This is a genomic window from Flexivirga sp., assembly GCF_051955415.1.
Lineage (GTDB): Bacteria > Actinomycetota > Actinomycetes > Actinomycetales > Dermatophilaceae > Flexivirga.
Window position 1 is genome coordinate 1 of sequence record NZ_JBQCGS010000021.1, and the last position, 11861, is coordinate 11861.

At 68.0% G+C, this 11861-nt stretch carries 15 protein-coding genes; 5 read left to right on the forward strand and 10 right to left on the reverse strand.

Annotated features, from left to right (window positions below; all coding sequences use genetic code 11):
• Positions 1-116 precede the first annotated feature (116 nt).
• The 5 genes from ACTHL4_RS03690 to ACTHL4_RS03710 all read right to left on the reverse strand — a co-directional run bounded on the left by ACTHL4_RS03690 (position 117) and on the right by ACTHL4_RS03710 (position 2393).
• Positions 117-308, reverse strand: coding sequence for a hypothetical protein (locus tag ACTHL4_RS03690; protein ID WP_440281385.1), 192 nt, complete (start codon positions 306-308; stop codon positions 117-119).
• Between the two features lie 350 nt (positions 309-658).
• Complete coding sequence (locus ACTHL4_RS03695; RefSeq protein WP_440281386.1) at positions 659-1315, reverse strand: HAD family hydrolase; 657 nt, start codon at positions 1313-1315, stop codon at positions 659-661.
• Positions 1312-1986 (reverse strand): Type 1 glutamine amidotransferase-like domain-containing protein, encoded by a 675-nt coding sequence (locus ACTHL4_RS03700; RefSeq protein WP_440281387.1) that lies wholly within the window; start codon positions 1984-1986, stop codon positions 1312-1314. Before ACTHL4_RS03700 ends, ACTHL4_RS03695 begins: the two co-directional genes overlap by 4 nt.
• A gap of 10 nt (positions 1987-1996) precedes the next feature.
• Complete coding sequence (locus tag ACTHL4_RS03705) at positions 1997-2206, reverse strand: Txe/YoeB family addiction module toxin (RefSeq protein ID WP_440281446.1); 210 nt, start codon at positions 2204-2206, stop codon at positions 1997-1999.
• Positions 2121-2393: a type II toxin-antitoxin system Phd/YefM family antitoxin gene (locus tag ACTHL4_RS03710; RefSeq protein WP_440281388.1), complete on the reverse strand. Its 273-nt coding sequence runs from the start codon at positions 2391-2393 to the stop codon at positions 2121-2123. Before ACTHL4_RS03710 ends, ACTHL4_RS03705 begins: the two co-directional genes overlap by 86 nt.
• 645 nt (positions 2394-3038) lie before the next feature.
• On the opposite strand from ACTHL4_RS03710, the gene ACTHL4_RS03715 reads away from it, so the two are divergent.
• Entirely contained in the window at positions 3039-3206 is a 168-nt protein-coding gene (locus ACTHL4_RS03715; protein WP_440281389.1) for a hypothetical protein, read from the forward strand.
• 97 nt (positions 3207-3303) lie between these two features.
• A complete protein-coding gene (locus tag ACTHL4_RS03720; protein WP_440281390.1) occupies positions 3304-4041 on the forward strand; it encodes a peptidylprolyl isomerase in 738 nt (245 codons plus the stop codon).
• 3 nt (positions 4042-4044) lie between these two features.
• On the opposite strand, the gene ACTHL4_RS03725 is transcribed toward ACTHL4_RS03720, so the two are convergent.
• The 5 genes from ACTHL4_RS03725 to ACTHL4_RS03745 form a co-directional block, all read right to left on the reverse strand.
• Positions 4045-4743 (reverse strand): 2-phosphosulfolactate phosphatase, encoded by a 699-nt coding sequence (locus ACTHL4_RS03725; protein ID WP_440281391.1) that lies wholly within the window; start codon positions 4741-4743, stop codon positions 4045-4047.
• A 95-nt stretch (positions 4744-4838) separates the two neighbouring features.
• Positions 4839-5702, reverse strand: coding sequence for a GNAT family N-acetyltransferase (locus ACTHL4_RS03730; protein ID WP_440281392.1), 864 nt, complete (start codon positions 5700-5702; stop codon positions 4839-4841).
• Between the two features lie 93 nt (positions 5703-5795).
• A complete protein-coding gene (gene thpR, locus ACTHL4_RS03735; RefSeq protein WP_440281393.1) occupies positions 5796-6365 on the reverse strand; it encodes an RNA 2',3'-cyclic phosphodiesterase in 570 nt (189 codons plus the stop codon).
• Positions 6362-7012 (reverse strand): response regulator transcription factor, encoded by a 651-nt coding sequence (locus tag ACTHL4_RS03740; protein ID WP_440281394.1) that lies wholly within the window; start codon positions 7010-7012, stop codon positions 6362-6364. The genes thpR and ACTHL4_RS03740 overlap by 4 nt, the downstream gene beginning before the upstream one ends.
• Complete coding sequence (locus ACTHL4_RS03745) at positions 7000-7395, reverse strand: sensor histidine kinase (protein ID WP_440281395.1); 396 nt, start codon at positions 7393-7395, stop codon at positions 7000-7002. The genes ACTHL4_RS03740 and ACTHL4_RS03745 overlap by 13 nt, the downstream gene beginning before the upstream one ends.
• A gap of 111 nt (positions 7396-7506) precedes the next feature.
• On the opposite strand from ACTHL4_RS03745, the gene ACTHL4_RS03750 reads away from it, so the two are divergent.
• The 3 genes from ACTHL4_RS03750 (at position 7507) to ACTHL4_RS03760 (ending at position 11860) form a co-directional block, all read left to right on the forward strand.
• Positions 7507-9942, forward strand: a complete 2436-nt coding sequence (locus tag ACTHL4_RS03750) for an FtsX-like permease family protein (RefSeq protein ID WP_440281396.1) — start codon at positions 7507-7509, stop codon at positions 9940-9942.
• 86 nt (positions 9943-10028) lie between these two features.
• A complete protein-coding gene (locus tag ACTHL4_RS03755; protein WP_440281397.1) occupies positions 10029-10541 on the forward strand; it encodes a GNAT family N-acetyltransferase in 513 nt (170 codons plus the stop codon).
• Between the two features lie 65 nt (positions 10542-10606).
• Positions 10607-11860: a methyltransferase domain-containing protein gene (locus ACTHL4_RS03760; RefSeq protein WP_440281398.1), complete on the forward strand. Its 1254-nt coding sequence runs from the start codon at positions 10607-10609 to the stop codon at positions 11858-11860.
• The last annotated feature ends 1 nt before the right edge of the window (position 11861 follow it).

Sequence of the window (11861 nt, forward strand, 5' to 3'; positions counted from 1 at the left end):
CAATGTGTGGTGCGGTCATCGTGATGACTCCATTCGAGAGTGCTGTGAGAGGTTCACTCGAAGGATCACGCGGTGGCCGCACCACGTCCAATACCAGGACGATCACGGCGACCGCGCTACACCACTATGCGGGACTCAACTTCGGTCAGTCGATCGATCGACGGGTCGTCCACCAGGAGCACGCAGTAGCCGGGCAGAAATTGGGCGTCGCCGATCACCGCGAAGCTCTGTGGCAGTGCGGCCAGCACGGTCGGGTTCCGTCCGTCGTGCGCCGCACGGATGCGGTCCAGCTTCCAGTCCTCGGTCACGTGCTCGAGTATGCCGTCGCGCCGAGCGGCAAGCCCCAAGGGTCGAGGGTTGCGCGTGCGGCGCACGGCAGGGGATGGATCCCGAGCCGTCTTCCTTCCACTACTAGTTGACATAATGTCGATTATCGGATCGCAAGCAGCCGTCATATCCGGACGGGTTTTACGGACCTGATCGCCGCTCCCAGCCCAGGCCGTGTCCTGACGTGCGCGATGTCGGCCTCATCGACGTCGGTCTCTCGGACGGATGGCTGACGATTCGGAGGCGGCTACCTCGAGAGGTCAACGGATGTCGCGAGAGAGGACGTTCGCGATATCCGTTGACCTCTCACCGGCGACTAACGCGCAGCGCGTTACCGAGCCGAGACGATGCGCTGGAGTTCGGCCGGGTTCTCGATGCGGTGCGTCGCCAGCGAAAAGTCCTGTGCCGCGGTGAAATCGTTGTGTACAACGGCACAGTCGATCCCGGCGGCGACGGCGGAGCGCAGCCCTCTCGCCGAGTCCTCGACCACCAGCGCCTCTCCCCTGGCGGCATCGAATCGCTCCAACGCGGTCAGGTAGGGCTCTGCGTGCGGCTTGGCGCGATCGTAGTCCTCGCGGACGAGCACGAAGTCCATGAATCGTGTGAGTTGGCGCTTCTGGTGGATGAGATCGAAATCGGCACGCTTCGCAGTCGTCACGATCGCCATACGGACATGGCTCGACAATGCGGCCAGAACCTCGGGAACGCCTGCAATCTCGATGGATTCGGTCCGCAGATAATCCCGGTAGTACCTGTCACGCTTGTCACGCAGTCCGGCGATGACGCGCTCGTCGACGCCGGCCGCTCTGGCTTGTGCCCAGGTCGTCATACCGTCGGCGATGTCCCGGAGATACTGCTCGCGATCCAGTGGGAGTCCGATCTCTGCGAGAGCGCGTCGCCCGGCCTCGAAGTACCACGGCTCGGTGTCGACCAGGACGCCGTCGTGGTCGAAGAGGATGAACTTCTTGGGTGCCGTACCGGTGCTCATGGGAAACGCACTCGCTTCCAGTCGCCCTCGGAGACGACGCGAACCTCACCATCGACCACTGCAATCGCGGTCTGGTCATCGATGGCGTATGCCGGGGCAGAGATGGTCGCAGCCCACGCTTCGGCCTCGGCCAGTGAGTTGCCCGGCATGCCGTCCGGCGCGAGGTGGGGACAGATGGAGAAGTCGACGAGGCCGAGGGTCCGGTCGTCGCCGTTCGGCGGCCGCCACTGGATGAAGTCGTCACCGACCTCGGGTGTCATGACCATGCTTCCTGCGCTCAGGCCGACCCAGACGGTGTCGGCCAATGACGGGAGCAGGTCCACCAGGCCCGACTGCTGCATCCAATGGCACAGATAGAGCACGTCGCCGCCAGAGGCCAGCAGGGCGTCGGTCTCGCGAACCAGCGGAACCCATTGAGCTTCATCAAGACTCGGCAAGCTCGTGAGCTCGAGGACACCGACGGACTTCCACCCCAGATCCACCATCGGATTCGTCGAGCGACCACTGATGAACTCCCATGCCCTGACCCCGGGTCCGACCGCTGGATGTCCGTACATGGCCGTGGGGATGCACAGCGCAGTGCACTCGGCGATCGGCTTGCCGAGCATGTCGACCAGTGCGTCGCGGATGCTGTCGTTGGTGACTCCCCCGGAGGTGAGCAGAAGTCTCATGGCCGTCTCTCTACTGTGGGTCCGTCAGTGCCGGTCGACGTATGAGGGCGAGGTTACGGTTCGTCATTCTTAAGTGGTAGCGACAGCCTGCAACGCGGACCTCATCCGCAGCCACCTTGTAGATCAACCGGTGTTCATCGTTGATCCGCCGGGACCAGTAGCCCTGAAAGCCATGCTTCAGTGGCTCCGGTTGCCGATGCCCTCTTTTCGACGCGAGCAGGCCGCGCGTTAGCTGGGCTGCGCAACAGGTACGCCGTCTCCTTGAGCGACTCGTAGTCATCCAGCGACACGATGACTGTCGGCTCGTGGCGGGCACGCGTTATGACGACCTCTTCACGGTCGTCAACGACCGAGTCGAGCACTTCGGCATACTTCGAGCGCGACTCCGTGTAACTCATGGTCTTCATGGATGAGCACCTCTGTACAGGAAACCGTACCGAATGCTGAATATCCAGCAACACGTCGGCGTTGCTCGGACACGCGGGCGTTACCCGGCCCGGCCTGTCAGGGTCGATCACGCCCCAGGGCGCGCGTCGGAAGACGTGCCCCGCAGGCAGGGCTCGTATCCGGCGCGGTGGTCCATCGATCCAGCCCAGCCGTGCTGTGTCACGACATATACGTCCCCATCGAACGTTCCGCGGAAGTGATTGCTGTAGAGCCACGCACACAGCCAGTTGAACTCCCGTCGGCCCGCAATCACGTAGCCGTCACGACAGACCACGTTGTCCACAGCTGGTTCGGCTGTGGACAACCTGCCGCATGCTCGTGGCGAAGCTGCTTCGCTGTCGTGCCATGGGATTCAGCACGATGTACCTGGGACGCCTCGACATCCACCCGTCGCTCAACGATGCAGAGGCGGACTGGCTTCGTGCGTTCGTCGCGATCGACCGACGCTTCTACAGCGAGCCTTACGAGGTGGCCAAAAATCCACGTGCATTGGAACTCGATCGCTTGCAGCGACGACGGTCACACGACGAGGACGATGCCCTGAAGTCGCTGGGCCCGCGGGACGGCACGCCATACCCACATCTCGATTGGGGGCCATGTCCGGCTTGGATGACAGACCAGAGTTCGAGCACTTCACCTTCGACCATGTCGTCAACGGGGTGATCGCTGCGGAGCGCGACGACACACGTGAGCTGTTCCTGATCGTGTGCAAGGACAACACCATTCGACGAGAGCGCCTGGTCGCACCCGACCCTGCACCATGGGACATGTGACCGCGGATCTGTGCGAAGTCGACTGCGCCGCAACCCGCCATACGGTTCTCGAACCGCGCAGCCTGAGCGCACCCGTCACATCGTCAAGGAGCCAAACATGCACCTGTGGAAGACCTTCGCAGCCCTCGGAGCAGTCGGCCTCACCGCGGCCGTCATGCCCACAGCAACGGCCAGCAACCCGGAGCCACCGACCGTCCCGACCAAGGGCGCCTGCGCGTTCACCCCGATGGTCGACCAGACGTACTCGACCTTCGTCGGTCTCCCACCGGATCCGGCGAAGGCGACGCACGGCAACGCCGGGCTGACCCTGAAGACCAATCAGGGCGACATCCCCGTGGTGCTCGACCGAGCCGCCGCTCCGTGTGCCGTTCGCAGCATGGTCCACCTGGCACACCAGAAGTACTACGACGGCACCACGTGCCACCGGCTGACCGCCTATCACACTGCGCCGTATGCACTTTCGGTGCTGCAGTGTGGTGACCCGCTCGGCACGGGCTGGGGCGACCCGGGCTACTGGTTCAAGGACGAGCTGGGTTCTGCCAACGCCCTGCCGAACTGGCCCGGCTTCCCCGACGGCAGCCGGAAGAACTACACACGCGGCACTCTGGCCATGGCCAACGGCGGGCCGGACACGAACGGCAGCCAGTTCTTCCTGGTGTATGACGACTCGCGCCTCTCCCCCGACTACACCGTCTTCGGCCACGTGACGCCGGCCGGGATGACGGTGTTGGACAAGATCGCAGGGGGCGGCGTCGACCCGGGCACCGACGGCACGCCCGAGGACGGTGCGCCGGCGCTGACCACGATCATCGAGCGCGCGAAGAGCGGCGTCTGACCGTCAGCCCGCAGGGCCGAACGCACCGTCCACGAGAATCGGAACCACCGATGAGACGTCGCGTTCGGCCGCGACGGCGACATCGGACGCGAAACCCTTGGTAGCAAGCTCACGACCGCTCACCGCCTCATGCAGAACCGCCCCGAGATTGCCCTTCAGGCGGTCGAGAAGCGCTGCAGCAGCGAGCGACTCAGGACTCATCCGTGCGGCATACCCGCGAGCCCGAAGACAGGCAAGGATCGCTCCGGCGCCGAGCTGATCCTCCAACGCCGGGCGTAGCGAGTCGTCATACTCCCACCGCTCCCCCGCAGCGATCACCGCGACGGAGCGACCGCCCTGGAGTCCGTCCGCCAGCCACTGTGCGACGGCATCCGCGTTGCGGAAGCACCCGGCCACCACGAGCGAGTCCATGCCACGCAACGACGCTGCGATGGTGGAACCGTTCGGCGACGGCAACACGAGGCGCGGAACAGCCTCTCCCGCAAGCAATCCGGCCGGAGACAGGGACGGCGCTGACGGGCGTTCGGACTTCGTCGCCTCGAGCCTACCGACGGCGAGCACCGCATCGTGCGCGGCTGCGAAGTCCGCCGCCCGGTCATCCTTCCACGGGTAGGGAAAGACCGTCATTCCACGGCCGACGGCGATGGTCACCGACGTGGAGAAGCTGAGTACGTCGACGATCACCGCGACATCGGCACGCACCGCCCGCGCACCCGTCGGACCCCATTCGAACCGTATGTCGAAGTCGCGTTGTCCGAAAACGCTTGTCGCACCGGCAGATCCAGACTCGTTGTTGCTCACGACTTCCGGCCGAGATCACGCCGCAGCGGCAGCTTCTCGAACCCTGCCGAGACGTATGCCGCAACGGCACCGACGTTGGAGCTCGGCGTGCAGACCAGCATCGATGACGCTCCGAGTTCACGCAACGCGATGCCGGCGGCGTGACAGATGGCGCGACCGTACCCCTTGCCGCGGTGGTCCCGGTGCACGCCCAGCGGCTCGATCAATCCCGGCCTCCCGGCTCCGGCACCCCACACAGTCGTGGACGCCACCGGACGACCCTCGTCGTCATACCCGACAAGGCTGCGCGCGTCGGCGAAGGCCGCGCTCTGGGCCATGGACTGCCAACGCTGCTCGGTGAATGTCGATGTCGGGAACGCACCGCGCTGCACCGCCGCACTGTCCGCCGCGTGGTCCGCATCAATCACCTCGATCCGCAGCGAGGGCTCCGGCAGATCGGTCAGGGGGTGTCGCAGCGGTGTCCACTCCTCGTCCAGCTGCCATCCGTTGCCGTGCAATACATCTCGCACCAGTACGTCGTTCGGGACCTCGACAAAAACCTCGCCCTCGCCCAGCACACCGCGCGCCGGGTCTCCCAGGTCGGCGGCGAGCCGGCCCGCGAGTTCTGCGTCCTGGGCGAGGTCCGGTGCCATTGTCAGCCGGATCAGGTCCGGTTCGTCCGCCATACCGACGGCGATGATGCGACCGTCACGCAGCCACGTCCGCGTGGCGCGTGCCGTGCGCTCCGCGCCGAAGCGCTGGAACCAGCCCAGGTCACCCGGGTGGAACTGCAGGGGCAGGTCATCGCGCTGCCAGTCCCGCAGGGCGCCGTTGACCGCAGGGAGATCGGCGACACCGGGCGTGCGTAGTTCGATCGGCATACGCTGAGCGAACACCGCCGCGGAGACCGGCGGCAACCGATTTGCATCGCGCGCCCGACGGCGTCTTCCGGTCGAAGACGGCGACCTGCACCCTCATGATCGTCCTGCGCTCGATGCCGGACCGAGCGGCAACTGTGCGACGGTCTCGTGACGGGGCCGGCGGTGCGGTCCCTCGCCCAGGTATGACGCGACCAGCTCCACTTCGTCCACCCGCCACGTGTCACTGGTGAACGTGTCCAGGACCTGCAGCCAACGCCGCGCATCCATGGGGCGGCGCGGTCTCGCGACGCTCAGGTGGCCGACGAAGCGCTGCCCGTCCGGCGTCGCCCCGGCCGAGTTGGCCGCGTGCCGTACACCGGTCGCCAACGGCGTCAGATCGACGCTCGGACGTAGCCACAGGACGCGAGCTCCGAGCGGGTCGGGGAACGCTCCGGCCCCGCTCAACCGAAGCTCGCATGCGCTGTGCCGCAACGTGGTCCGGCGCAGCGCGTCGACGAGCTCGTCCTCACGGTGATCCGGCACGGCTGCCAGGAAAGCGAGGGTGAGATGCCACTGCGCGGGGTCGATCCACGTCATACCGTCGCGCGGCGCGAGGAACTCCGACAGCTGGTCGCGGACGCGCTCGGACGGACGGATCGCGACGAACATCCGGGTGGTGCTCATCGGTCGGCCTCCAGGAAGCGCAGCACTGCGGCGACCCGCCGGTCGGTGTCATCACCGGGCTCGAGTGCGAGCTTGGCGAAGACGTTGCGGATGTGCTTGTGCACCGCGTTGTCGGTGATGAAGAGCCGTGTGGCGATCGCCGCGTTGCCGAGGCCCTCGGCCATCACCGACAACACCTCGCGTTCGCGGGGGCTGAGCAACGCGATGCGGTCGTTCGCCCGCTGCCTGGAGAAGAGTTGTGCCACCACCTCCGAGTCTATCGCGGTGCCACCGTGGGCGACGCGCTGCAGTGCGTCGAGGAACGCCGCCACCCGCCCCACGCGCTCCTTGAGCAGGTAACCGACCCCTCCCGCTCCGTCGGCGAGCAACTCGGTCGCGAAACTCTGCTCGACATACGCCGACAACACGAGAACGGCGAGGCCCGGATGAGTACGACGTGCGGCGACGGCCGCACGGATGCCCTCGTCGGTGTGGGTCGGCGGCATCCGGACATCGACAACAGCAACGTCCGGCCGGTGCTCGTCCACCGCCAGCAGGAGCTCCTCCGGGCCACCGACTGCGGCTGCCACGTCGATCCCCTCCCCCTGCACGAGCAGGACCAAGCCTTCCCGCAGGAGCGCATCGTCCTCGGCGATCACGACCCGCACGGCAACTCCACCTCCACGACAGTCGGCCCGCCCGCCGGGCTCCACACCCTCAGCGTCCCATCGTGTGCCTCTGCGCGCCGCGCGATGCCGGCCAGACCGGAGCCGTCCCGCACCACCGCCCCACCGTGTCCGTCGTCCTCCACCCGGGCATGTAGCCGGTCTCCGGTGTGCGTGAGCACGACCATGGCATGGGACGCGCCGCTGTGCCGGGCGACGTTCGTCAACGCCTCCGCGACCGCGAAGTAGACGGTCGTCTCGACCGACACCGGTGCACGACCGGCTCGCACCCGCAGCGTGGCCGGCACCGGTGACTGAGCGACCAGGGCGGACAACGCGCCGTCCAATCCTTCGTTCTCCAACACGGTCGGCAGGATGCTGCGCACGACCGCACGCAGCTCGGCAAGCGCGGATTCCGCACTTGTCTGGACGCTTTCGAGGATCTGAAGCTCGCACTCCGTCCGCGTATCGGTGAAGTCGTCGCGGTCGCCTGCGCCGTGTTCGTCGGCGCCGTCCTGGTGACCGCGTGCCTGGTGATGGCCGAGACCGGACTCCGGTCGCACCTTCCCGCACATCGGCTGGCCGGCGCCGACCTGGTGGTCTCCGGACGCCAATCGGTCCCGACAGACCAGGATCTCGACGTGCCACTGCCCGATCGGGCACCCGTGCGCGCCGACGTCGTGCACCGCATCGCGGCCGTGGACGGCGTTCAGGACGCGTCGGCGGACACGACGTTCGCAGCCACGCTGCTGGCCGAGAACGGCACACCGCTTGCTGTCCCCGATGTACGGCACAACGGCCACGCCTGGAGCCGTGTGCTGTTGCCAGACAAGGCGTTCCGCGGTGTCCCGCCGCACGGGCGCGATCAGCTGGCCCTCTCGGTCGACGCGGCGTCGGCCGTGGGGACGGATGTGGGTGACCGCGTGCACGCCGTCCTCGACGGGCGGACTCGCACCATGACGGTCACCGCCGTGGTCGATTCGGCGCGGGGCGTGTATGTCGACCAGGCGACCGCACGCCGCCTGGCCCAGCGGCGCGGCACGGTCGATCTCGTGGCAGTCAGCGTGGACCACGGCACGCCCGTCGCGGAGGTGGCCGATCGCGTCCGCCGGGCGCTGTCCGGCACGGGCCTCGTCGTGACGACCGGTGCTGCCCGCGGCGATGTCGAGAACCCGTCTGCTGCGGCCGGCAGCGGGGAGTTGATCACGGTGGCCGGCTCTGCGGGTGGGGTGATCGTGCTGCTCGTCGGCTTCCTCGTCGCGGGAGCGGTCACGATCTCGGTCACGAACCGGGCCCGCGAACTCGCACTGCTGCGCGCGGTCGGTGCGACACCGCGACAGGTCCGTGCACTGGTCGCCAGGCAGTCGAGTCGCACTGCGTTCACAGCGATCCCAGCGGGTGTTGCTGTCGGCTATCTGCTGTCGCGACCATTGCTGACCTTGCTGGCGCACCACGACGTCGTGTCGTCCGAACTGCCCGTGGCCTGGAGCCCGGCTCCGGCAGTCCTCACGGCGCTGCTGCTGCTCGGTGCAGTCGGCGGTGCATCACGGCTGTCGTCCTGGCGCATCTCACGGGCGCCGGCGACGCGGGCGGTCGCTGACACGGGCACCGAACCCGCCACCGGCGGCGTGCTGCGGACGCGCACCGGCATCGCGCTGCTCGTCCTCCCGCTCGTCGCATCAGTGGTCCCGCTGTTCGCCCGCAACGACATCGCGCTGATCAGTGCGGCGTCGGGCATCCTGCTGGCGATGATCGGGCTGGCCATGGCCGCTCCGGCAGCGGTCCGGTCGCTGGGCCGACGCGCGTCACGCCGGCTCGCCGCCCGCAACCGCGCGGTGCCCACCTGGCTGGCGGCGAACAACAGCGGCGCCTATGCGCTGCGCACCGGTGGCGCACTGTCGGTGCTGGCGTTGGCGATCACATTGACGATGACGCAACTGTTCACCGGGACCACCATCGCGGCCGCCGCGCAGCACGACCAGGCCGCAGCGGCTCGTGCGGCAGCCGTCGTGACGGCGGACTCCGTCGGCGGCGTGACGCCGTCGACGTTGTCGGCCATCCGACAGGCAGCCGGTGTGCGCGCCGCGGTCCCGATGTCCGCGACCACCGTGGTGCTCACCTCGGTCAACGACGGGCAGCGGCAGGCGGAGGCTCTTCCCGCCACCGCACTGGGCCACTCGGCATCGTCCGCATTGGACCTGCAGGTGACTCACGGCGACCTGGACCGGCTGTCGGGCGACACAGCCGCGCTCGACTCCTTCACCGCGTCGACCAGGGGGATCGGGATCGGCGACCGTTTCACCGCCATTCTCGCGGACGGGTCGGTGGTGCATCCCCAGCTCGTGGCGACATACGCTCGCAGCTTCGGCTTCGGCAAGGTGGTGCTGTCGACGGACCTACTGACAGCACACGGCTCTCCCGCGTCGGACAGCGTGCTGATCGTCGCGCAGCCCGGGGCGACCGATCTCGTGCGGCACGTACGGGCGGCCGTGCGCGGCATGGCCGGCGTCGACGTGGCGGCCAGAGCCCTGCCTGCCTCGCTGGTCGGCGCCGCCGACCCGACGGCTGGAGTGAGCCTGCTCATCACCCTGGTGTTGCTCGGCTACGTGTTGCTGGGAGTCGCCAACCGACTCGTCGCGACGACCGCACGCCGGCGCAAGGAATGGGCTACCTTGCGCGCGATCGGCATGGCACCTGCGCAGATCCGGCGAATGGTGCGTGCCGAGGTCGGTCTCATCGTCGGCGGTGCGGTCGTCGTGGGGCTGGGCATCGCCCTGGTCCCGATGACGTTGATCAGCATCGGACTCGTCGGCGAACCGTGGCCACAGGGACCGCCACTGCCGGTGGCCCTCGTCTGCCTCGTGGTCGCGGCGACGGCGTATGGCGCCACCATGGTCACGACCCGCCGCACGTTGCGAGGCAGCATGACCTGACGCCGTGGCTGGGCGGGGAACCGCCGCCGCGGACGCGCCCGGGCGGCGCTGCTCGTCGAGGTATGCCGCCAGGAGACACTGAGAGCGTGAGTTGCCATGCCATGCCCGCGCTTTCGGCCCGCTGCGCCACACTGGAGGATGCGGAGGCACTGCTCGGCATCCGGCGTGAATCGGAAACCTGGCTGGCGTCGCGCGGCATCCGGCAATGGCCACCCGGTCACTTCACGATGGACCGGCTGCGCGGTCAGCTGGCCGCGGGCAGCTGGCTGGTCCTGGTCGACGACGTCGACCGGATCCACGCCGGCCTGGAGTCGCTGGAGGCCGACGAACTGTGGCCGGACGCACCACCAGGAGAGGCGCATTACATCCACGGCCTGATGGTCGACCGCCGCATCGCCGTGCCTGGCGCCGGCGGCCGGTTGCTCGACCACGCCGCCGCACGGGCCCACGCTGCCGGGGCGTCATACCTGCGCCTCTACTGCGTGGCGACCAACCCGGCCTTGCGCGACTACTATCTGCGCCGCGGATTCGTGGAGACCGGCCATCGCGACTTCGAGGACTCGTGGTTCAGCGCGCGGCTCTTCGAGAAACGGGTCTGAGTCCCACCGGAACCGATGCTCCCGCCCCCGGCAGCCCGTCTGCCGAGGTGAGGGACAATCGGCGCATGCGATGCGACTACTTCGAGGCCGGAGCATGTCGCTCGTGCACCCTGATGGGCGTGCCCTACGCGGATCAACTGCGCGATCTGCAGCGTTCCGTGGCGGAAACGCTGGACGGCCATGTCCGCCGAGACGCCTGGGACCATGCCGCGACCGGTCCGGAATCGCATTTCCGCAACAAGGCCAAGCTGGCCGTCGGCGGCACCCGGCACCGGCCGACCTTCGGAATTCTGGACGGTGACCTACGCGGTGTCGACCTGCGGGACTGCGGCCTGCACGAGCCAGGACTGCACCGCACGATCCACCAGCTCACCACATTCGTCACCGAACTCGGCCTCACGCCGTACGACGTGCCACGACGCAGCGGGGAGTTGAAGCACCTGATCGTGACTCACTCGCCGGACGGCGAGTCGATGATCCGCTTCGTGCTGCGCTCCCCCGGTCAGCTCCGTCGTCTCGAACGCGCACTGCCCGACCTCCTCGCCGCCGTCCCCGGCAGCCGGGTCGTCTCCGTCAACCTGTTGCCCGAACACAAGGCCGCGCTCGAAGGGACCGAGGAGATCGTGCTGACCGAGGCGACGTCGCTGCCGATGCGCCTGGACGACATCACCCTGCATCTGCGGCCGCGCAGCTTCTTCCAGACCAACACCGTGGTCGCCGCGCAGCTCTATCAGCAAGCGCAGCAGTGGATCTCGCAGCTCGCACCGGACAACGTGCTCGACCTGTTCTGTGGCGTGGGTGGATTTGCGCTGCATGCGGCGAAGGCTCTCGGTCTCGATACACCTCCCCCGCTGCGCTCCTCCGGCACTCGACCAGCGAGCTCCTCCTCCGGCACTGGACCAGCGAGCTCCTCCTCCGGCACTCGACCAGCGAGCTCCTCCGGCCGCCGGCCGGTGGTGGTGCGCGGTGTGGAGATCTCGCCGGACGCGGTCGCCAGCGCGCGCCTCAGCGCCGCGCAGCTCCTGCCCGGGGCGTCCGGCAGCGCCATCCGCTTCGAGGCCGCCGATGCGACCAGCGCGCTGGACGACGGTCGGCCCACGGACCTGGTGATCGTCAACCCGCCACGGCGCGGCATCGGTGACCTCGCCGAAGCGCTGGAACGCTCCGACGCCTCCCACGTGCTCTACTCCAGCTGCCACGCGGCCAGCCTGGCGGCCGACCTGGACCGGATGCCGTCATACCAGGTCCGGCGCGCCCGCCTGTTCGACATGTTCCCGCAGACGCGGCACCACGAGGTGCTGCTCCTCCTCGAGCGCTGAC